Here is a 20,890-nt window from a genome sequence, read left to right on the forward strand (position 1 = left end):
CGTGTGGGCGCGTGGCGGCCGGCGGTGCTGTGTCCTGCGCTGCCGTGCTCGCGGTCAGGGGCGGTACGCGACGCAGAGGACGGTGACGTCGTCCGGGTGGTCGCCCGACGCGGCGAGTTCCGCGATCCCGTCGACGATCTCCTGTGCGTGCGAGCGCGAGGCCACCCAGGTCTCGAACCGGTCGAGCGCGTCGAGGTCGCCGCCGAACAGGTCGAGCACGCCGTCGCTCACCGCCACCACCACGTCGCCGGGGTCGAGGGACGTCGTGTCGGCGGTCCACATCGTGCCCACGCCGATCGGCAGGTGCCCGGCGCGCAGCGGGTGCACGGAGCCGCCCGCCCGACGCAGGACGGTCAGTCCGTGACCGGCGTCGACCCAGCGCGCGTGCCCGTCCCGGTCGACCCGGATGTGGAAGCAGGTCGTGAACTGGCCGCTCGTCAGGTCCGAGCCGCCGGTCGCGAGCCCGGAGGCCGCTCGGCGGACGGCGACCGCGGGGTCCGTCTCGTCGACGGTGCTCCGGATCAGGGACCGCACGGCGGCGGCGATCATCCCGGCACCGACGCCCTTGCCCATCACGTCGCCGAGGGTGAACGCGGCGCCCTCTCCCGTGGGGAACCAGTCGTAGAAGTCACCGCCGACCGTGCGGGACGGCAGGCAGACCCCGACCGCGCGCAGCTCGTCCGGCAGCCCGGCGGTGGTCGTCGGCAGCAGGGAACGCTGGACGAGTGCTGCTCGGTCGATCTCGCCCTCGGCCACCCGGCGCTTCCGCTGCACGGCGCTCAGTTGCAGGTCGGCACGGCGGGCGAGCTCGTTCGTCACCGCGGCGGCCGCGGCGTAGACGAGGAGCGCGACCACCAGCCGGACCAGCTCGCTCGGCTGCGGGGCCTCGGGGTCCAGGACGTAGGGCAGGAGCAGCGTCGCGGCGGTGCCGAGCAGTGGGTAGACCACGTGTCGGCGTCCGGGGTTCGTCGCCATCCAGATCACCGGCAGGACGACGATCGCCAGGAACACCGACCGCGCCTCGCCGGTGCCGTAGCGGAGCAGGCCGACGGCCAGGAAGTCGAGGGCCGGGAGCACGAGCTCCACCCGGGTCACGGCCGGCCAGCGGGCCATCAGCCCACCGCCGAGCAGCCCGACGAGGACCAGCCCGACGGCGGCCCACATCAGCGGTGCGTCGGTGACCTCGAGCCAGGGCGTCAGGACGCTCGCGACCGCGGCCCCCACGACGAGGACCGCGACGACGGTCTGCTTGACGAGGGGTTCCCACGAGGCCCGCACGCCGGTCAGCACGATCGGTCCGGTGTCGTCACGGACGGATGTCGTCCACGACGTCACGCCGTTCCGGTCGGTGGTGCTCGTCACCCGCCCGAGTCAACCGGTTCGAGCATCACTCGGCAACTCCTGGTGCCGGGGTGTCGTGCAGGTCGGACTGGTAGGGCGACCGTCCCGTCCGCTGCGCCGCCCACGTCGTCCGGGGCATGGTGCGCCGTCAGACGCCGAGACGGAGCAGCAGCGGCCCGAGCAACCCGACGACCCAGACCAGGACCATCGCCAGGGCCGCGAACGCGACGAACCGACGACGGCGTCGGAGCTTCGGGCTGCGGTCCTCGCCCCACATCTGCGCGCGCACGAGGGTCCGGTTGGCCTGGTCGACGACCTTGCGGACCTCGGGGTCGTCGAGCGGCAGCGACCCGGAGCGGGCGTGCTCGGCGATCGCGGTCGCTTCCTCGACGGTCAGGTCGTCACGGGGCATGCGCCCATCGTGGCACCTCCCTCCGACGTGCGGAAGCGTGGTGCCGCCGTCCGACCGGTGTCCGTGTGCTCGCAGACCGCGACGCCTGGGGGACGGTGGAGCGGTGACCGGGTACGACCAGGGTCATGGCACACAGGTTCCGCGGGAAGATCGTCGTCGTCACGGGTGCATCGAGCGGCATCGGGAGGGCCGCCGCCCACGAGTTCGCCCGGCAGGGCGCGACCCTCGTGCTCGCCGCCCGGGGCCGGCAGAGCCTGGAGGACGCGGCGCAGGAGTGCCGGGACCTCGGCGCCGAGGCCGTCGCCATCCCCACCGACGTCGCCGAGGAGCACCAGGTCGCCGACCTCGTCGCGACCACGACCGCACGGTACGGCCGGATCGACGTCTTCGTCGGCAACGCGGCGCTGTTCGTCTACGGCCTGTTCGAGCAGACGCCCACCGAGGCCTTCAAGCGCGTCGTCGACACGAACCTGCACGGGCACGTCCACGCCGTGAAGGCCCTGCTCCCGCACTGGCAGCAGCGGGGCGAGGGCACCTACGTCCTCGTCGGGTCGATCCAGTCGCTCCTGTCCGCGCCGTACCAGTCGGCGTACGTCACGAGCAAGCACGCGGCCCTCGGCCTGATGGACGTGCTCGCCGACGAGCACCAGGGCACGCGGATCCGTTTCGGCGCCGTGCTGCCCTCGACGATCGACACCCCGATCTACCAGAACGGCGCGAACTACACCGGCAAGGCCTCGCACCCGCTGCCGCCGACCGTCTCCGTGCAGCGCGCTGCGAAGGCCGTCGTCGCCCAGGCCCTGCACCCGAAGCGGAACCGGTACGTCGGGCGTCTGCAGGCCGCGCTCGTGCCCGCCGAGTTCGTCGTGCCGGGCCTGTTCCACCGCATCACCCGGCCCGCAGTCGAGGTCTTCGCCCTCCGCGGCCGCCAGGACCCCACCGACGGCAACCTCTACGCCCCGGCGGACCACGCGAACGCCACCGACGGCGGGTGGGTCGCGAAGCGCCGCCGGGTCACGCGCCCGCTGCTCTGGGTAGGCGTCGTCGCGGTCGTCGGCACGGTGCTGCTCCGCCGCCGCTGAGCCGGCCCCGCCCCGTCCGCTCGCTCGCGCAGTCCGCCCGCTCACCCGTCCCGTCCGCCTGCCCATCCGCGCGTACTTTGCCGATCCGCGCATGCGAAGCCGTTCCGCTCGTGGTGTGTCGTTCCTCCGGGCCTGCCATGCGCGGTCCCGCCTCTCATCGCGCGTGCGATGGGCAGGAACGTCGCGTCGGCGGCAGAGCCGGACGGGAGGCACGGCACCAGCCCGCTCCGCGGCTCCCGTCCGGACCGTGGCCACCCTGGTACCCGTCGCCACCGTCGCGAGCGGGCCGTCCCGGCCGCCCGCGCCGCGAACGGGCCGTCTCGGTCACTCCTGTCGCGTCCGCACGACGTGTTCCGCCCGCTCGTGTTACCGCGCGCGTCCGGCCGCGTCCAGCCTCCTGCGTCGAGACCGTACGGTCGGAGCATGAGCACGACGACCGGGACAGCCGCCAGCACCACCGCCGCCGATTGGGCCGAGTGGGCCGAGTGGCACGCCGCCCACGAAGCCGCTCGGGCGAGCGAGCACGGGTTCCTCGCGATCACGAGCCTGCGCTGGCTCACGCCCACGCCCGAGCGGTTCGACGACCTCCCCGGGGCGTGGTCGACGGACGAGGCCGGTCCCGTCGTCACCCTCGCGTCCGACGAGTCCCTCGAGGTCGACGGCGCGACCGTCACCGGGACCCACCGCTTCGGCAGGCTGCAGGACCGTCCCGAGCCCCGCGTCGTCTGGCACGTGGAGGGCCGCGACGTCGTCGTCGAGATCGCCCGGCGCGGCGGCAGCGACCTCCTCCGTCCGCGCGACCCGGCCACCCCGACGCGCACGGCGTACCGCGGGACGCCGACCTTCGCGCCGGACGAGCGCTTCGTCGTCGAGGCCCGCTTCGAGCCCTTCGACGTGCAGCGCGAGGTGACGGTCGGGTCCGTCGTCGACGGCCTGCAGCACGTGTTCGCCGCGCGTGGCACGCTGTCGTTCGACCTCGACGGACCGCGGACGCTCCTGGCGTTCAACGGGCACGGCGACGGGCTGCACGTGCTGTTCACCGACCGGACGAGCGGCACGACGACCGCTGCCACGCGGAGCCTCGACGTGCCAGCACCCGGTGCGGACGGCCGCGTGCGGCTCGACTTCACCCGGGCGACGAACCTGCCGTGCGCCTACACCGCGCACGCGACCTGCCCGCTGCCCCCGCGGGAGAACCGGCTCGACGTCGCGATCGAGGCGGGGGAGCGCCTGCCGGCCTGACGACGAGCCGGGGTGCGCCGCATGCCCGGGTCAGCCGACCCGCGCCCACCCGGAGCACGCGCGCCACCGCCGCGGGTCGAACGTGAACACGCTGCCCATCCCCGGCTGGTCGAGCGCCCGACTGATCGGCACGCCGCGGAGGTCGGCGAGGAGCAGCGCGCCGACCGCACCGTGCGACACGATCGTCACGTCCCCGGTCCTGGTCAGCGCCCGGACGGCCGCGACGATCCGGGCCTGCGCGTCCACCGCACGCTCCCACCCCCGGACGGACTCGTCCGGACGGGCGAAGAACGCGTCGACGACGGCCTCGAACTCGGCCGGTGGCAGGTAGCCCGTCGCGCTGCGGTCGATCTCGCCGAGCGCGGGCTCGACCTCGACGTCCGGTCCGCTTCCGACGGCCCGGGCGAGCACCGCTGCGGTCTCCTCGGCCTTCCGCTCCGCGCTCGAGACGATCCGTCGGACCTCGGGCGACCACGCGACGCGGTGGGCCACGGCGGCTCGGCGTCGACCGGCGGCGGACAGCCCCCACGACTCGATCGGGACCTCCGGGTCGACGACCACCTCGGCGTGGGTCAGGAAGCAGGACACCATCCGACGAGCCTGGCAGACGTCACACGACGCAACGCCCGGTCATCCTCCGCAACACCCGTCGTCGCCTGACCGTCGCGGCCGTAGCGTCGGCTCCATGCCCGACCGAACCATCCTCGTCACGGCCCTCCACGGCGCCGGCTGGCACCCGGCCGCCTGGCGCGCCGACCCCGCAGCCGCCCGCGACACCACGCGTCTCGCGCACTGGCGCCGCGTCGTCGTCGAGCAGGGCCGCGCCGGCATCGACGCCGTCACGCTCGAGGACGCCTTCACCGCGGGTCCTCTCGACGCCGACGGCGACCTCGACACCCGGACCGTCGTGGGGCGGCTCGACGCCCTCCTGGTCGCGAGCGCGGTCGCACCCGCGACCCGCTCGGTGGGGTTGGTGCCGACCGTCTCGGTCACGCACACCGAGCCGTTCCACGTGGCCACGGGCCTCCAGACCCTGGACCACGTCTCCGCGGGGCGAGCCGGGTGGCGGATCCAGGTGAGCCCGACGACCCGCGAGGCCGCGCTCTTCGGCCGTCGGTCCGGCCGTGACGACCCGGCGACGCTCGCCGCGGAGGCCCGCGAGGTCGCCGAGGTCGTCTCCCGTCTCTGGGACAGCTGGGACGACGACGCGATCATCCGCGACGTCGCGACGGGCCGCTTCATCGACCGCGACCGGATCCACGACGCCCGTTTCGTGGGCGAGCACGTCTCGGTGCACGGCGCGTCGATCGTCCCGCGGTCGCCGCAGGGGCGGCCGCCCGTGTTCGCGCTCGCGCACGACGACGACGCGGCTCGCCTGGCGGTCGACACGGCCGACGTGGTGCTCGTCACACCGGGCGCGTCGGGTCCGTCGGGTGGAGTCGGCGGTGTCGGCGGTGTCGGCCTGGAGGCGCGGGGCGCGCTGGCACGCGTCCGTCACGCCGAGCAGGCGGCCGGGTCAGCCACGGTCCGTCCGGTCCTCGCGGACCTCGCGGTGCTCCTCGGGTCCTCGGTCGCCGAGGCCGAGGACGAGCTCGCCGCCCTCGACGCCGCGTCCGGGTCGCCGTACTCGGCTGCGTCGGACGCCGCCGTGCTCGTCACCACCGCGACGGGCCTCGTCGACCGGATCGCGGACCTCCGTGCGATCGGCTACGCCGGGGTCCGGCTCCGGCCGCTGCGGACGTCCGCCGACAGCACGGCCGTCGCCCGACAGCTCGTCCCCGCCCTCGTCACCGCCGGCCTGCGCGCCGACCCGCCGTCCCGTCCCACCGTCGACCTGCGCACGCGGCTCGGCATCGCGCCGGCGGTCAGCCGGTACGCCGTCCCGACCCAGGGGGTCCCGTCATGAGCACGAAGCGTCAGGTCCACCTCGCCGCCCACTTCCCGGGCGTCAACAACACGACGATCTGGAGCGACGAGCGGGCCGAGAGCCAGATCGCGTTCTCGTCCTTCGAGCACTTCGCCCGGAACGCCGAGCGCGGGTGCTTCGACTACCTGTTCCTCGCCGAGGGACTGCGGCTCCGCGAGCAGAAGGGGCGGATCCACGACCTCGACGTCGTCGGGCGGCCGAACACCCTCGCGATCCTCGCTGCCCTGGCGGGGGTCACGTCGCACATCGGTCTCGTCGGCACCCTGCAGACCACCTTCAACGAGCCCGTGGAGCTCGCGAAGCAGCTCGCCACACTCGACCACCTGACCGACGGCCGCGCGGGCTGGAACGTCGTGACGAGCTCGGACGCGTTCCACGGGGCGAACTTCCGCCGAGGTGGGTTCCTCGACCACGCCGACCGGTACACGCGGGCGGCGGAGTTCGTCGAGACGGCGAGGGAGCTCTGGGACTCCTGGGAAGCCGACGCGGTCGTCGCGGACCCGGCGTCCGGACGGTTCGCCGACCGCTCGCGCATCCGGGACGTCGACCACCACGGACCGCAGTTCGACGTCACCGGGACCTTCCCCGTCCCGCGGAGCCCGCAGCGACACCCGGTGGTCGTCCAGGCCGGGGACTCCGACGAGGGGCGCGACCTGGCCGCCCGGCACGCCGAGGTGGTGTTCTCGCTCCACACCGAGTTCGAGGACGCGCGCACCTTCTACGACGACGTCACCGCCCGGCTCGAGCGCGTCGGACGGTCCGAGGCCGAACTGCTCGTGATGCCCGGGGCGACCTTCACGCTCGGGGACACCCAGGCCGAGGCCGAGGAGCACTCGCGGGCGATCCGCCGCGCCCAGGTCAGCCCGGCGACGGCGATCGCGTTCCTCGAGCAGGTCTGGAACCGGGACCTGTCGTCGTACGACGTCGACGGTCCGCTGCCCGACGTCGAGCCGGACGTCGACGCCGAGACGATCACCAGGGGACGGGTGCGCCACGTCCGTGACCCCCGCGCTCTGGTGCAGGACTGGCGCGACCGTGCCGCGGCCGAGCACCTGTCCATCCGCGAGCTCGTCATCCAGGTCTCGACGCGCGGCGGGTTCGTCGGCACGCCGTCGTCGATCGCCGCCGAGATCGACCGGTACGTGCAGGAGCGGGCGTCGGACGGGTTCGTCGTCGTCCCGCACACCAACCCGTACGGCCTCGACGAGTTCGTCGACCGCGTCGTCCCGCTGCTGCAGGAGCGCGGGGTGTACCGCGAGTCCTACGACGAGGGCGCCACGCTCCGCGACACCCTCGGCCTCTCCGGGGCCGTCCGCGACCGGCAGGCGGTGTCCGCGTGACCGCCGTCCCGCTCTCGGTCCTCGACCTGGTCCCGGTCGTCTCCGGGTCGTCGTCGGCGACCGCACTGCACCGCACCCTCGACCTGGCCCGCGCCGCCGAGCGTGCCGGGTACGCCCGCTACTGGCTCGCCGAGCACCACCTGAACCCGGGCGTCGCGGGCAGCGCGCCGACCGTGGTGATCGGTGCCGTGGCCGCGGTCACGTCCAGCATCCGGGTCGGCAGTGCCGCGACGCTCGTCGGGAACGTCCGCGGCTTGCAGATCGCGGAGACCTTCGGGACGCTCACCGGGCTGTACGGACCGCGGTTCGACCTCGGGCTCGGCCGGTCCGGGGCCCCGGCGCCGGGGACACCGAAGCCGCCGTCGCTCGCGCCTCGTGCCGACCAGGTCGTCGACGGCCTGCTCCTCCCCGCACCGTTCGACTTCCGGGTCGCCCCGGGGTCGACGTTCGCGCTGCAGGGCGAGCTGCTCGGTCGCGTGCCGGGCGACGTCGAGCGCTTCGACGACGACCTCGCGCTCGTCCGGGCCCTCTTCGCCGGCACCTGGACCCGCGGCGGGAAGGTCGTCGAGGCGCCGCCCGCGACCGGCGCCGATGTCGAACTGTGGATCCACGGGTCGACCGGCGGCGAGAGCGCCCGCGTCGCCGGGTCCCTCGGGCTGCCGTACGGCGCGAACTACCACTCGTCGCCGGGCACCGTGCTGGCGTCGGTCGAGGCGTACCGTGCGTCGTTCCGCCCGGGGGTGCTCGATGCGCCGCGGGTGGTGGTCTCGGCCGACGTCGTCGTCGGGCGGTCCGCTGCCGAGGCCGAGGAGCTCGCCCTCGGGTACGGCCAGTGGGTGCACTCGATCCGCTCCGGTGTCGGGGCGATCCCGTACCCGACGCCCGACGCGGCCCGTGCGACACCGCTCCCCGACGAGGCGGTCGCCGCCGTGCGGGACCGGCTCGTGTCGCGGTTCGTCGGCGACGCGGCGCACGTGGCCGACCGGCTCGAGGTGCTCCGCCGTGTGACCGGGGCGGACGAGCTGCTCGTCACGACCATCACGCACGACCACGCCGCCCGCGTCCGCTCCTACGAGCTGCTCGCCGCCGAGTGGGCGCGCCGGGCGCTGGCGCCGGCCGCCTGACCCGGGCGTGCCGCGCTGCCGCGCTGCCGCGCTGCGCCCGCCCCCGCCTGCGCCGCCTCGCCGAGTTGCCGACATGTGGCCCGCTCGGCGCTGCCGGACGGCGTGTCGTGCCCTCGGCGCGAGCGACGCGCGGCGTGTCCTGCGCTCTGGGTGTCCGCGGTCGGGCGTGTCGAGCGGGGGAGGCCCCGACGCGACCCGCTGCGTCGGGCGCGCCGGCGTTGCCCCGCCGAGTTGCCGACATGTGGCCCGCTCGGCGCTGCCGGACGGCGTGTCGTGCACCCGGCGCGAGCGACGCGCGGCGTGTCCTGCGCTCTGGGCGTCCGCGGCCGACCGTGACGCGGAGCCGCCGCCACCGCGCCACGGCCGAGACGTGACCGCGGCCGACCGAGCCGCACCGCGCACGCCGGACACCCCCGCGACCACGACGGTCACAGGGGTGTCGACGGACAGGGGACGCGCTCAGCTGTTGTCGAGCGGCAGCCCCTCCGGGTTCACCTGCGAGGTCTGCACGGCCTCGTTCGACAGGTTGTACGCCTGCAGCCACTTCGCGTACATCCCGTCCGCGATGAGCTCGTTGACCGCGTCGGCGATCGGCTTCGCGAGACCGCTGTCCTTCTTCGTGGTCGCCGCGATGAGTCCCTGCAGGGTCGAGCCGGCACCGGAGTACGTCCCCGCGGTCCTCGTCGGGTGCGCGCTCTCCACGCTCTGCTTGTTCGCGTACGCGATGGTCGGGTTCGGGCCGAAGTAGCCGTCGATCTTGCCGGAGTCGAGCGCGAGCTTCACGGCGTTGCCGTCCGGGTAGTACTTGACGCCGATGGTCTTGCCGTCCTTCTCGAGGTCGGCCTTCCACTCGAGCAGGATCTTCTCCTGGTTCGTGCCGGAGCTCACGGCGATCGTCTTGCCGGCGAGCACGGACGGGTCGCCGTCGAAGGTCAGCTTCGAGGTCTTCAGCACCTGGAGCGCGAGGTTGTCCTGCCGGTACGACGCGAAGTCGTACTTCTCCTTGCGCTGCTCGGTCACGGTGACGTTCGAGAACCCGGCGTCGTACTTCCCGCCGTCGATGCCGACGAACAGGTTGTCCCAGTTGGCGTTCTGCACGTCCGCCCGGAGTCCGAGCTTCGCGGCGACGAGCCGGCCGAGGTCGGGCTCGGAACCGGTCAGCGTCTTCTGGTCGTCCCCGGTGAAGGCCAGCGGCGGGAACCCGGCAGGCAGCGCGCCGATGCCGATCGTGAGCTTCCCGGACGACTTCACGTCGGCGGGGAGCGCGTCGTGCAGCTTCGTGTCCTCGGAGACCCGGACCTTCGTCTCGGTCGCGGCGCCGTTGGACGCGGCGCCGATCGTCACGGTGCCGTCGGCGGACCCGGCAGCGCCGCCGGCGGCGGAGGCGTTCGCGGCGCACCCGGCCAGGGCGACGACGACGCCGGTCGCGAGGACGAGGGCTCCGGCGCGGTGACGCCAGCGGGAGAGAGCGGTGGTGGGCAAGGCGAACTCCTTGGTTGGGAACGGTGAGGACGGTCGGAAGGCTGAGACGGGGCAGACGGGCTCAGCGGACGCGGGACAGGAAGTCGCGCGTGCGGGGGTGCTGCGGGGCGTCGATGACCTGGGCCGGCGGCCCCTGCTCGACGACGCGCCCGTGGTCGAGGAAGACGACGTGGTCGGCGACCTCGCGGGCGAACGCGACCTCGTGCGTGACGATGACGAGGGTCGTGCCGGACTCGGCCAGGGACCGGATGACGCCGAGGACCTCGCCGACCAGCTCGGGGTCGAGCGCGGAGGTCGGCTCGTCGAGCAGGACGACTGCGGGGTCGAGCGCCAGCGCCCGGGCGATCGCCACACGCTGCTGTTGCCCGCCGGACAACTGCCGTGGACGGGTCGCCCCGCGGTCGCCGAGCCCGACGCGCTCGAGCAGCTCCTGCGCACGTCGGAGCGCGACCGGACGGGACACCCCGGCGGCGATCGGCCCCTCGGCGACGTTCTCGAGCGCGGTCAGGTGCGGGAACAGCTCGAATCGCTGGAACACGAAGCCGATCCGGGAGCGCTGCCGGAGGATCGCCCGTTCCGGCAGTTCCTTCCAGCGGGTCGTACCGTCCCGTCCGGTCCGCAACCGCACGCCGACGGGCTCGCCGCCGACCGTCACGACGCCGCGATCGAGCGGTTCGAGGTGGTTGATCGCGCGCAGCAGCGTGGACTTGCCGGACCCGGACGGCCCGAGGACCACGGTGACGCTCCCGGCGGCGAGCTCCAGGTCGACCCCGTCGATGACCCGCCGGTCGCCGAAGGACTTCACCGCGCCGACGACCGCGACGGCCGCGCTCACGAGGCGCCCTCCCCGGTGCCGGACGCGACCACCCGCTGGGCACCGGCGACCTGCGCGACACGACCCGTGCCTCCAGGCCGGACAGCCCCCACCCGCCGGACCGCCGCCCGCACCCGTTGCAGGGGCGTCGGCGGCAGCGCCCGCGCGGACCCGCGCGTCGTCCACCGCTCGATGTAGTACTGCACGACCGACACCGCACTCGTCAACGCGAGGTACCAGAGCGTCGCGACCACGAGCAGCGGGATGATGTCGGTCGGGTACGTGCTCGACAGGTTCTGGACGACGCCGAACAGGTCGAGCAGGGAGACGTAGAACAGCAGCGACGAGGCCTTGAGCAACCCGACCACCTGGTTGACGAACGCCGGCACGATCGAGCGGAGCGCCTGCGGCAGCACGACCCGCACGAACTGCCGACGGCGGGGGAGCCCGAGGGCCTGCGCCGCCTCGAGCTGACCGTGGTCCACCGCGAGGACCCCCGCCCGGACGATCTCCGACGCGTAGGCGATCTCGCTCAGGCTCAGTGCGAGCACGCCGATCGCCAGGTCGCCCAGCACGTTCGCCGTCCGTACCTCGAGCTGCGGCCCGAACGGGATCCCGATCCCGATCGTCGGGTACAGCGACCCGAGGTTGTACAGGAAGACGAGCACGAGGATGAGCGGCACCGACCGGAACAGCCAGACGTAGCCCCACGCCAGTCCGGACAGCACCGGGTTGCGGGACAGCCGCGCGAGTGCCACGAGGACGCCGCCCGCGAAGCTGATCACCGCGCTCAGCCCGGTCGCGACGAGCGTCAGCTGCAGTCCGGTCAGGATCGCGGGACTGAACAGCCACTTCCCGACCGCGGGCCACCCCCACGCCGGGTTGGTGAACAGCGTCTCGACCCCGTTCAGCAGGAGCACCAGGACGACCGTGGCGGCGATCCACCGCACGGGGTGGCGCAGCGGTAGGACGGCACGGTCGAGCGCGGCGCGTGCGGCCGCGTCGACGGTCGGGGCGAGCGGACGGGAGGCACTGCTCCCGTCGTGCGCGCCGACTGCGGTCGCCGGGGCGGTCGCGTGGGGTGCGGACCTGCGCGTCGAGCGGTCCGTGGTGTCGGTCATGGGGCGACCGTAGGAGGGCCTGCGGACCTCTGACAACGGGTCCTCGCAACACTTCGCCACGGGACGGAACGGGACGTCACGGAGCGTCGCGCGCGTGACCTCCGGTGCCCCCGCGTGACGGTGCTGCGTGCGCGGGACCCCTGTCGGTGCCACCCTCGCGCAGCTACCCTGACCACCGTGACCACGCACCGCGTCCCCGCACCGCAGCCGCCCGCCGACAGCACGAAGGTCTCCGGCCCGGCCTCGTACTTCCCGAGCATCGAACGGACCTACGGCCGGCCGGTGCAGGAGTGGCTCGACCTGGTCGCCGACCGCCTCGACGACCACCGTCACATGGAGGTCGTGTCGTGGCTCAAGGAGGAGCACGGGCTCGGCCACGGTCACGCCAACGCGCTCGTGGGGTACGTCCGGCGCGCCCTGGACGGCTGAGCGCGGCGCCGCCGAGCCAGCGCGCCGGTGGTTGACGCGGTTGTCGCGCCGGCGTAGGATCCGGTTGACGCAGTTGACAGGAGGTGCCATGGCAGCGACGACCCACGCACGGCAGCCCAGGGGGACGGACGGCCCCTCGGCGGACGAGACGGCCCTGCTCGACGCACTGCGCCGGCGGATCGCGAACGGCCGCGCGGCCGGAGCGCTCGAGTCCGGCGTCGACGTGGAGCTCCTGGCCGACCGGATGCTCGCCGCACTGCCCTCCGTCAAGCACGAGGCCGACGCGCTCATCGGGCCGTTCTACGACACCCCCACGCTCGCGGCCTGGCGTGGGGTCACCCGGCAGGCGCTCAGCAAGGCGGTGGCGAAGCGCGACCTGATCGGCCTGAAGATCGGCGACGGCAGCCTCGTCTTCCCGTCCTTCCAGTTCGGCGCGTCCGGGACGCCGCTGCCGCACCTGCGGCAGGTGCTCGCGCTCGTCGACCCCGACCGGATCGACCCGTGGGGCAGCGCGCTCTGGTTGCACACCGTGGCGGACGAGTTCGGCGGCACCACCGCGGCGCAGGCGCTTCGCGAAGGCCGGCACGAGCAGGTCCTCGCCGCCGCCCGTCGTGCCGCCACGGCCTGGGCGGCCGACGCGTGACGCCCAGGCGCACCGACGTCGCCCAGCAGCGTCCGCGAGACGACCTCGACCTGACCGACTTCCCCGCCGAGGAGAGTCGCGGCACCACGTTCTACCGGGCGAAGCGGCACGACCGCGGCGCGTGGTGGTTCGCGAGCACGGAGCCGGACGCCGACGGGGTCGACGGTGGTCGGTTCGACCTCGCCGTGCCGCGGGGCACCTGCTACTGGGCGGACGCGGTCGAGGTCGCGGTGCGCGAGCGCCTCGCGCACCACGTCCTGACGACGAACACGGTGTTCGCGTCGCGCGCCCGCGAGATGGTCGTCGTCGCGGCCCGGGCCTCGCGCGGCCGTCGCTTCGCGGACGTCACGCACCCGGCGGCGGTGCGGTGGGGCGTCGGCGCGGAGTTGCAGACGATGGGGGACTACCGCGTGCCGCAGGCCTGGGCACGGGCCCTCGACGCGGCGGGCTTCGCCGGGGTGCGGTACAGCACGCGGTTCACGAGCGCGTCGGCGGCGAACGCGTGGGCGGTGTTCGGCGCGGCCGGCATCCCGCGTCGGCCGCGTCCGGAGCGCGTGCACCGCGACGGGGTCACGGCGTGCCGCGAAGCCGGGATCCGGGTGCTCGACGACGGGTCGGAGTCCGGGCCGGAGCGCTTCACGTTCGCGACGCCCCCGCAGGACTGACGACAGGGCCGCGCGCGACCGGGTGGTCGCGCGGCCGGGGGTCGCGCGGCCGGACGGCCGCTCGGCCGGGCGGTCGACGGGCCGCCGTGTCGGTGGCCGTCCCTAGCGTGGCGGGGTGGTCGAACCCGTCGATGCGTGGTGGCGGCGCCGGCAGTGGTCCCGCGGCGTCGCGGTTCCGTACGCCGTCGGCGAGTTCCGGTCGGCGTGGGCGTCCTACCCCGTGCTGATCCGGCAGTACCACCCGGAGTGGAACCACGGCGTCGTCCTGACCCAGGTGCCCCCGACGGCCGAGGTCCTGCTCACGTGGGAGTGCGACGTCGGCCACGTCTTCGTCGCGACGCCGGCCGAGCAGCGGTCGCGGCCGGGCCGGGAGCGTCGTCGGTCGGTGTGGTGCCCGGAGTGCCAGCTCCAGGCGCAGCCCCGCCGCTGGCCCGTGCTGCCCGCGGACTGGCCGGCGACCGTGCCCGCGCCGCAGCGGGCCGAGCGCGTGACCGGTCGCCAGACCCTGCCCGCGGCACCGGCGCGCGGCGCGGCACCGTCGCGTGGCGCGGGACCGTCGCCGCGTGTGGCGGGCCCGACTGGAGCAACGGCGGTCCCGACGGGTGCCGTGGCGTCGAGCCGTGCGCGACCCGGGCGGTCCGGTGCGACCGGCGGCGGTGGACGGCGGACGGCTGCACGACCGCCCGTCCCGCGGACGATCTGCCCGAAGACCCCCCGGCTGCCGTCGGGGGAGTCCTTCCCGAGCGTGTGCGCCCCCGCGACGGCCTCAGCGGTCGAGGCCGAACTCCGGGCGGCCCTGCAGGAGCGGTTCGCGCTGACGTTCGACCACACCGCGATCCGCCTCGACCGGCCGTTCTTCGACCACGTCGAGGCGTGGCCGGACATCGTGCTGCCGGAGCTCCGCGTCGCGATCGAGTACGACAGCACGGGGCGACACGGGCTCGAGCACGTCGGGCCGCGGCAGGAGACGGACCGCCGGAAGGACCGCGCGGTCCGGGCCGTCGGGTGGGAGGTCGTGCGGATCCGCACGGGTCGGCTCCCCGCACTCGGGCCGTACGACCTCGAGGTCTCCGGCATCTCGCGGCGGACGGTCGACCAGCTCGTCGACACCCTCCGCACGGTCCGCGGCCCGCTGTTCGTCGACGCCTACGGGCGCTGACGCCCGGGTTCCGACCCGTCGGCCGGGCGCTACGCTCGTCGGCGCAGGGTGTCCCGCGGGTACTCGCCGTGGCGCTGCTGGTACGTCGCGGAGAACCGTCCGGCGTGCGCGAAGCCCCACTGCTTCGCGACCTCGGCGATGCTCGTCGTCGCCGGGTCGCCCTGCAGCAGCGCGTCCCGCACCCGGTCGAGCCGGACCTGCCGGATGTAGGCGTTGGGGGAGAGCTCGAACGCCCGCTGGAACGCGATCTGCAGCGCACGGAGGCTCAGCGAGGCCACCCGGGCCAGGTCGGTGCTCGTGATCGGCAGGTGCGCGTGCTCGTGCACGTACTCGACGGCCCGTCGGACGTGGGCGTTGCGGGGGAGCAGCAGCTCGTCGGGGAGCGACGCGCTGACCACCGGGTAGAGCTCGAGCAGGGCGAGGGCGCCGAGCCGTCCCATCTCGGCCTGCAGCAGCGGCGACGCCTTCCGGTCGAGCACGGTGTGCGAGATGAGCTGCACACTGCTCCGCCACACCCGCAGGGCGCGCTCGTCGGGGCGGACGGTGTGGTCCAGGACGAGCTGCCCCGGTGCCGTTCCGCGTTCGCCGGCGACCTCCTCGAGCGCTGCCCGGTTCACCTGCACGATCTTCTGCTCGTAGTCCCGGTACGAGAACGCCGCGCCCTGCTGCGGCCAGAGCTGCGGCCGACCGGGCTCCATCAGGAGCTGGTCGTCCCCGGAGCCGATCGTGGCGGTCCCCCGGGTCGTCCACTGCACGACGAAGTCCTCGGACGGGGTCATCACGCCCTGCAGGTGCCCGTCGAAGCGGATCGTCCGGAGGGACATCGCGGTGTCGCCGACGGCCGCGAACCGGAACGCGAACGGCATCGCGGTCGCGTCGGCGCGCCACTCGTTCCCCGCGTACGTGGTGGCGAGCAGGTCGCGGGCGGCGTCGAGGTCCGAGCTCTGCTCGTCCACGTCGATCCGGGTCGGAGGTGTCGGGTTCATGGGTCTCGTGCATGATGACCGCTCCGCGCGGCCCTGTCCGGATCGCCGTGCCCCCGGTCCGGGGGTGGACCGCCCGGTCCGCGGTCGCGGTCGATGTCCACGGATCGTCGGGTGTCGCGCTCGGACGTCCGGGAATCGTCGACCACGGGCGTCCGCACCGCGTCCCGGCGGACGGCGTCCTAGCGTCGTCCTCGACGGGTCCGGAGCAGCCGGACCTCCCGAGACGAGGAAGCCACCGTGACGACCATCGCCGCCGACCTGGACACCGCACCCACGAGCGCCCGCCACGCGGTCTCGTCGACGAGCCGCCGGGGGACCACCTTCTCCGAGGTCCGTCAGGCCCGCCTGCAGCACGGGCTGCAGGTCGCCGCGGTGACGACCGGGCTGGTGTCCGTGACGGTGGCCGCGTCGGCCGCGATCCTGCTCGGGGTCTCCGCATGAGCATCCCCCGCAACGAGCTCGGCATCCGCGGGTCCCGGGTCGCACGGGGCACCAGGGCGATCCCTGGGGCAGACCGGTCCCTCGCCGACACGCTGCTGCCGGTGCGTCGATCGGCGGCGTCGGACACCGCGACGCAGCCGATCGACATGCGCGCCCTGCTCGCCGAGGCGCTCGACACGTCGGGCGTGCCCGGTCAGTAGGCTCACCGCACGAGCGAGCCCGCACGAGCGAGCCCGCACGAACGACCCCGCACGAACGAGCCCGCACGAACGTCCACACCAGCCCCGATCAGCAGAGAGCGCATGAGCACCGTCACCCCGACCCTCGTCCGGACCGACCGCGAGACGTCCGTCCAGCGACGGGCCTCCGGTGCCGCCGACGCCCTGTTCACCGAACGCGGCGTAACCCCGGTCACCCTCGACGACGTCGCGGAGCGGGCGGGGCTGACCCGTGCGGAGCTCACCGCGGCCTACCCGACGAAGCGTGCGCTCGTCGTCGCGGTGCTGCAGCGGTGGCACGGAGCCTGGCGCCGCGCTCTCGACGGGATCGCGGCGGCCTCCGACGACCCGCGGGACGAGGTCCTCGGGGTGTTCGGCTACCTGGAGCAGTGCTTCGCCGACGAGGGCTGGCGCGGCTGCGCGTTCATCAACGGCCACGCCGAGCTCGGGCGGCAGGACCCGGCGATCGCCGCGCTCGCCCAGGAGCACTTCGCCGACGTCGAGGCGCACCTCACGATGCTCTGCTCCCGCGCCGGGGTGCCCGCCCACGTGGCTCAGGCCCTGTCGCTCCTCGTCGAGGGCGCCCGCGTCGAGTCGGCGGTGCAGCGCTCCGCCCAGCCCGCACGGGCGGCACGCCTCGGCGCCGCGATGCTGCTGTCGGTCTACGAGGGCGACCCGACCGACTGACCGCAGCCCGGCGCGGGGACCGGACCCAGCGCGGGGACCGGACCCAGCGCGGGGACCGGACCCAGTGCGGGGTACAGGATCAGCACGGGGTACAGGATCGGGGTACGCCAGTCTGGGTCCGGCCGTTCCGCCCCGGTAGGAACGAAGGATGACAGCGACCGCGTTCTGCCTCCACGCCCTCGGGTCGAGTTCGGAGGAGTTCGCGCTGCTCCGCTCCGAGCTCGCGGGCGACCTCGACCTGGTCGGCATCGACCTCCCCGGCTTCGGCCGCAGCCCCGCGAGCGCAGGGACCACCGTCGAGGAGATGGCCGTTGCGGTCGAGCGGGCCATCGGCGCGAGCGGCGCCACCGAGTGGGCGCTGGTGGGGCACTCGATGGGCGGGAAGGTCGCGACGGTGGTCGCGGACCGCACGCTCTCCGGCGCGAACGGCCTGTTCGGGCTGCGCGCCGTCGTGCTCCTCGCGGCCTCGCCCCTCGCTCCCGAGCCGATGGCCGAGGAACGTCGGGAGTCGATGCTCGCGTGGGCCGAGCACGGACGCATCCGACCCGACCACGCCGCCGAGTTCGTCGACGCGAACACCGCGTCCACGCTGCCGCCGGACCGGCACGAGATGGCCGTGCACGACGCCGAGCGCACCGACCCGCGGGCCTGGCGCGACTGGCTGCTCCGCGGCAGCCGTGAGGACTGGTCGGCCGACGCCGAGCCCAACCCCGCGCCGGCGCTCGTCCTGGCCGGTGCCGAGGACGGCGACCTGGACGCCGACGCCCAGCGACGCCTGACGATGCCGCACTGGCCCGCCGCCGAGCTGCACGTCGTCGACGGCGCCGCCCACCTGCTGCCGTGGGAGCGCCCGGTCGAGGTGGCCGCCGTCGTCCGCGAGTTCTGGTCGCGCCGGGTCGCGCCGTCCCCGGTCGTCCCCGCCGACACCGCCCGGGTGCTCGCGTCGCCGCGGGTGAGCGCCCGAACACGCGGGGTCCTGGCCGTCCGCGCACTGCCGGACGACCCCGCGACGGAACCCCGCGCCCTGACCGCCCGGCAGCTCGACACGCTCCGCGCGGTCGCCCGCGTCGTCGTCCCGCAGCCGGGTCCGCAGCAGGTCGACCTCGCGTTGCGCCTGGACGCCCAGCTCGCCGCGGGTCAGGGGGACGGGTGGCGCGCCGACGGCATGCTGACGGACGCCGACGCCTACCGGGCCGCCCTCGACGTGCTCGCGCCGATCGCCGACTCCGGTGACCTGCCCGCGGCGCTCGAGGACGCCGCGGCCGGACGACTGCGCTCCGACGGTCCGCTCGACGCCGGGCAGCTCCGGACGTGGTTCGAGGACGCCGGGGTGGACCTGGTCAAGCAGTGGCTCGCCCACCCCGCGACCATGTCCGACATCGACTACGACGGCTTCGCCAACGGTGGCGACGGCGTCCGCAAGCAGGGCTTCCAGTTGCTCGGAGCCGGGCAACGGGAAGCATGGGAACCGGAGGGAACAGCACGATGAGACTCGACGCACAGCGCCGGTACCCGGACGACGAGGTCGTGGACGTGGTCGTGGTCGGCACGGGGGCCGGTGGCGCCCCGCTCCTGGCCCGACTCGCCCGCGAGGGCCTGACCGCGGTCGCCTTCGAGGCCGGCCGCAACACCGAGCCCGAGGACCACCTGCCCGACGAGGTCGAGGCCCCGGCGGACATCAACTGGATGGACGAGCGGATCAGCGGCGGGTCCGCACCGACCGCGTTCGGTCCGAACAACAGCGGCACCGGCGTCGGCGGGTCGACCCTGCACTGGGGTGCCTTCACGCCCCGGCCGAGCGTCCACGACCTGCGCCTGCGCACCGAGAGCGGGCAGGGCGAGGACTGGCCGGTCGACCACGCCGAGCTCACCGCCTACATCGAGCGCGTCGAGCACGAGGTCGGCGTCGCGGGTCCCGCGCACTACCCGTGGGACCCGGAGCGCCGCTACCTGATGGGTCCGCCGCCGCGGAACGCCTCGTCGGACATGATGGTCCGCGGCGCCGAGGCGCTCGGCATCACCGCGACCGACGCCCCCGTCGCACTCACGACCGAGGACCGCGTCCAGGAGCACCACGGCCTCCGCCAGGCCTGCGTGTCGTGCGGCTCGTGTCACCAGGGCTGCCGGAACGGGTCGAAGGTGTCGATGGACACGACGTACCTGCCCGCGGCCGTGGCGTTCGGGGCCGAGATCCGCCCCGAGTCGTTCGTGCACGGCATCGAGCTCGACGCCGAGGGGCGGGTCTGCGCGGTGCTGTACACCCGCGACGGTCAGGAGCGCCGGCAGCGGTGCCGTTCCCTGGTGCTCGCTGCGGGCGGCGTGGAGACCCCGCGGCTCCTGCTCCACACCGGGCTCGCGAACAGCAGTGGCCAGGTCGGGCGGAACTTCACCGCGCACGGCGCGACGCAGGTCTGGGCGACCTTCGACGAATCGATGCGCTCGTACCGCGGCTACCCGTCGTCGATCATCACCGAGGACTTCGTCCGCCCCGCCGACGCGGACTTCGCCGGCGGCTACCTCATCCAGTCCCTCGGCGTGCAGCCGCTCACGTTCGCCACCACGCTCGTGCGTGGCGGCGGGCTGCGCGGCGCCGAGCTCGTCCGGGCGATGCGGGACTACCCGAGGACGGCCGGCGTCGGCATCAACGCGGAGTGCCTGCCGTACGACGACAACCGGCTCGTGCTGTCCGACGAGCTCGACGAGCACGGGGTCCCGCGGGCGCGCGTGACCTTCTCGCCCGGTGCGAACGAGGACGCCATCCGGGCGCACGCCGTCCGGACGATGACCGCGATCGTCGAGGCGGCCGGCGGGACCGACGTCCGGGTGCTCGAGCGCACCGCGCACACGATCGGCACCGCGCGGATGGGCCTCGACGCCGGGAGCTCGGTCGTCGACCCGGCTGGGCGCTCGTGGGACGTGCCGAACCTGTGGGTCTGCGACAACTCGGTGTTCCCGAGCGCCGTCATCGCGAACCCGGCGCTGACGATCATGGCGCTCTCGCTCCGCACGGCCGACCGGTTCCTGCGCGACGACCCGGCCGCCGACCGCGCCCGGAGCGCCGCCACCGCGGCCTGACCCCGCGCCGCCACCGGGGCCGAGGATCGGCTCGGGCTGCTGCCTCAGCCCCGCAGTGCCAGCGCCTCGCTCCGCCAACGGGCGTGGAGGACCCACGGGTCCGGCACGCCCGCGGCGACGACGTCGACGTGGTCGAGGAGCGCCGGCGTGGTCCGGAACCACTCGGTCCCGGGGAAGCGGTCCGCCGCGAACGCCGTGTGCCGCCGCCGTTCGAGCGTCCGGTCGCCGCGCTCGAACGCGAGCAGCTCCTGGTGCGGCACCGCCGCGAGTCGCTGCCGCGGGTTCGCCGTCGTACCGATCTTGATCCGGTCGCCGAAGTCGTCGCGCTGCCGCAGGTAGTAGACGACGTCCACGCGCGGCGGTGCGAGGTCGCCGTCGGGCACCTCGCCCCAGCGCCACTCGCACACGGCGCACAGCATCCCCGACGGGTACCGCACGCCGAGCCGCGAACCGCACGCCGGGCACGGTCCCGGCAGCACGTCCTCCACACCGGACACCGAACCGGACGCGGGCCCGGACGCAGCGCCGGCCTCGACGGCTTCGGCCGCCAGCCCGAGGTGCTCCGGACAGAGCGGCAGCACGCCCTGCGTGCCGGGTGCCGTGGGGCGACCGCACCCGGTGACGCAGCAGCGGGCCGCAGACGAGGAGCTCACCCGCCGGACGCTACCGGCAGCCTCCGACCCCGGCGGCGGCCGCCGGCCC

22 protein-coding genes are annotated in these 20,890 nt (G+C 74.5%); 14 read left to right on the top strand and 8 right to left on the bottom strand.

Annotated features, from left to right (window positions below; translation table 11 throughout):
- Positions 1-54: 54 nt before the first annotated feature.
- Complete coding sequence (locus tag FB462_RS08240) at positions 55-1,362, bottom strand: PP2C family protein-serine/threonine phosphatase (RefSeq protein ID WP_141861292.1); 1,308 nt, start codon at positions 1,360-1,362, stop codon at positions 55-57.
- A gap of 127 nt (positions 1,363-1,489) precedes the next feature.
- Positions 1,490-1,753: a hypothetical protein gene (locus FB462_RS08245; protein WP_141861294.1), complete on the bottom strand. Its 264-nt coding sequence runs from the start codon at positions 1,751-1,753 to the stop codon at positions 1,490-1,492.
- A gap of 125 nt (positions 1,754-1,878) precedes the next feature.
- Between FB462_RS08245 and FB462_RS08250 the strand changes: the two genes are divergently transcribed.
- On the top strand, positions 1,879-2,835 hold the full coding sequence (locus FB462_RS08250; RefSeq protein ID WP_141861296.1) for an SDR family NAD(P)-dependent oxidoreductase: 957 nt from the start codon (positions 1,879-1,881) through the stop codon (positions 2,833-2,835).
- 423 nt (positions 2,836-3,258) lie between these two features.
- Positions 3,259-4,077 carry a DUF1684 domain-containing protein gene (locus FB462_RS08255; protein WP_141861298.1) on the top strand — a complete coding sequence of 273 codons (819 nt, stop codon included), beginning with the start codon at positions 3,259-3,261 and terminating at the stop codon, positions 4,075-4,077.
- Between the two features lie 30 nt (positions 4,078-4,107).
- On the opposite strand, the gene FB462_RS08260 is transcribed toward FB462_RS08255, so the two are convergent.
- Positions 4,108-4,668, bottom strand: coding sequence for a histidine phosphatase family protein (locus FB462_RS08260; protein WP_141861300.1), 561 nt, complete (start codon positions 4,666-4,668; stop codon positions 4,108-4,110).
- 94 nt (positions 4,669-4,762) lie between these two features.
- On the opposite strand from FB462_RS08260, the gene FB462_RS17505 reads away from it, so the two are divergent.
- The 3 genes from FB462_RS17505 to FB462_RS08275 are packed head-to-tail and all read left to right on the top strand — an operon-like array spanning position 4,763 to position 8,468.
- Positions 4,763-5,983, top strand: coding sequence for an LLM class flavin-dependent oxidoreductase (locus FB462_RS17505; protein WP_141861302.1), 1,221 nt, complete (start codon positions 4,763-4,765; stop codon positions 5,981-5,983).
- Entirely contained in the window at positions 5,980-7,344 is a 1,365-nt protein-coding gene (locus tag FB462_RS08270) for an NtaA/DmoA family FMN-dependent monooxygenase (RefSeq protein ID WP_141861304.1), read from the top strand. The genes FB462_RS17505 and FB462_RS08270 overlap by 4 nt, the downstream gene beginning before the upstream one ends.
- The gene (locus tag FB462_RS08275; protein WP_114850918.1) at positions 7,341-8,468 is read left to right on the top strand and encodes an LLM class flavin-dependent oxidoreductase; all 1,128 of its coding nucleotides are present in this window, start codon (positions 7,341-7,343) and stop codon (positions 8,466-8,468) included. The genes FB462_RS08270 and FB462_RS08275 overlap by 4 nt, the downstream gene beginning before the upstream one ends.
- Positions 8,469-8,927: 459 nt before the next feature.
- Here FB462_RS08275 and FB462_RS08280 read toward each other — a convergent pair whose 3' ends face one another.
- The 3 genes from FB462_RS08280 to FB462_RS08290 form a co-directional block, all read right to left on the bottom strand.
- Positions 8,928-9,950 (bottom strand): transporter substrate-binding domain-containing protein, encoded by a 1,023-nt coding sequence (locus FB462_RS08280; protein ID WP_141861306.1) that lies wholly within the window; start codon positions 9,948-9,950, stop codon positions 8,928-8,930.
- A 61-nt stretch (positions 9,951-10,011) separates the two neighbouring features.
- Positions 10,012-10,785: an amino acid ABC transporter ATP-binding protein gene (locus tag FB462_RS08285; RefSeq protein WP_141861308.1), complete on the bottom strand. Its 774-nt coding sequence runs from the start codon at positions 10,783-10,785 to the stop codon at positions 10,012-10,014.
- Positions 10,782-11,885 carry an amino acid ABC transporter permease gene (locus tag FB462_RS08290; protein ID WP_141861310.1) on the bottom strand — a complete coding sequence of 368 codons (1,104 nt, stop codon included), beginning with the start codon at positions 11,883-11,885 and terminating at the stop codon, positions 10,782-10,784. The genes FB462_RS08285 and FB462_RS08290 overlap by 4 nt, the downstream gene beginning before the upstream one ends.
- Positions 11,886-12,062: 177 nt before the next feature.
- Between FB462_RS08290 and FB462_RS08295 the strand changes: the two genes are divergently transcribed.
- The 4 genes from FB462_RS08295 (at position 12,063) to FB462_RS08310 (ending at position 14,781) form a co-directional block, all read left to right on the top strand.
- Positions 12,063-12,314 carry a DUF4287 domain-containing protein gene (locus FB462_RS08295; protein ID WP_141861312.1) on the top strand — a complete coding sequence of 84 codons (252 nt, stop codon included), beginning with the start codon at positions 12,063-12,065 and terminating at the stop codon, positions 12,312-12,314.
- An 88-nt stretch (positions 12,315-12,402) separates the two neighbouring features.
- Complete coding sequence (locus tag FB462_RS08300; RefSeq protein WP_141861314.1) at positions 12,403-12,957, top strand: hypothetical protein; 555 nt, start codon at positions 12,403-12,405, stop codon at positions 12,955-12,957.
- The gene (locus FB462_RS08305) at positions 12,954-13,622 is read left to right on the top strand and encodes an RES family NAD+ phosphorylase (RefSeq protein WP_058743151.1); all 669 of its coding nucleotides are present in this window, start codon (positions 12,954-12,956) and stop codon (positions 13,620-13,622) included. Before FB462_RS08300 ends, FB462_RS08305 begins: the two co-directional genes overlap by 4 nt.
- A gap of 115 nt (positions 13,623-13,737) precedes the next feature.
- Positions 13,738-14,781, top strand: a complete 1,044-nt coding sequence (locus FB462_RS08310) for a PDDEXK family nuclease (protein WP_114850912.1) — start codon at positions 13,738-13,740, stop codon at positions 14,779-14,781.
- Positions 14,782-14,810: 29 nt separating this feature from the next.
- Here the strand turns inward: FB462_RS08310 and FB462_RS08315 are convergent, their stop codons facing one another.
- On the bottom strand, positions 14,811-15,767 hold the full coding sequence (locus FB462_RS08315; RefSeq protein ID WP_141861316.1) for a helix-turn-helix transcriptional regulator: 957 nt from the start codon (positions 15,765-15,767) through the stop codon (positions 14,811-14,813).
- A 237-nt stretch (positions 15,768-16,004) separates the two neighbouring features.
- On the opposite strand from FB462_RS08315, the gene FB462_RS08320 reads away from it, so the two are divergent.
- From FB462_RS08320 to FB462_RS08340, 5 genes are all read left to right on the top strand, one after another.
- Positions 16,005-16,208 carry a hypothetical protein gene (locus tag FB462_RS08320; protein WP_114850910.1) on the top strand — a complete coding sequence of 68 codons (204 nt, stop codon included), beginning with the start codon at positions 16,005-16,007 and terminating at the stop codon, positions 16,206-16,208.
- Positions 16,205-16,408 (top strand): hypothetical protein, encoded by a 204-nt coding sequence (locus FB462_RS08325; protein ID WP_114850909.1) that lies wholly within the window; start codon positions 16,205-16,207, stop codon positions 16,406-16,408. Before FB462_RS08320 ends, FB462_RS08325 begins: the two co-directional genes overlap by 4 nt.
- 102 nt (positions 16,409-16,510) lie before the next feature.
- On the top strand, positions 16,511-17,113 hold the full coding sequence (locus FB462_RS08330) for a TetR/AcrR family transcriptional regulator (RefSeq protein ID WP_058743146.1): 603 nt from the start codon (positions 16,511-16,513) through the stop codon (positions 17,111-17,113).
- A gap of 148 nt (positions 17,114-17,261) precedes the next feature.
- Positions 17,262-18,602 (top strand): alpha/beta fold hydrolase, encoded by a 1,341-nt coding sequence (locus FB462_RS08335; RefSeq protein ID WP_141861319.1) that lies wholly within the window; start codon positions 17,262-17,264, stop codon positions 18,600-18,602.
- Positions 18,599-20,188 carry a GMC family oxidoreductase gene (locus tag FB462_RS08340; protein ID WP_114850907.1) on the top strand — a complete coding sequence of 530 codons (1,590 nt, stop codon included), beginning with the start codon at positions 18,599-18,601 and terminating at the stop codon, positions 20,186-20,188. Before FB462_RS08335 ends, FB462_RS08340 begins: the two co-directional genes overlap by 4 nt.
- 44 nt (positions 20,189-20,232) lie before the next feature.
- Here the strand turns inward: FB462_RS08340 and FB462_RS08345 are convergent, their stop codons facing one another.
- Entirely contained in the window at positions 20,233-20,841 is a 609-nt protein-coding gene (locus tag FB462_RS08345; RefSeq protein WP_373286837.1) for a GIY-YIG nuclease family protein, read from the bottom strand.
- Positions 20,842-20,890: the final 49 nt, after the last annotated feature.

It is taken from the genome of Curtobacterium citreum (assembly GCF_006715175.1).
In the GTDB taxonomy this organism is placed as follows: domain Bacteria; phylum Actinomycetota; class Actinomycetes; order Actinomycetales; family Microbacteriaceae; genus Curtobacterium; species Curtobacterium citreum.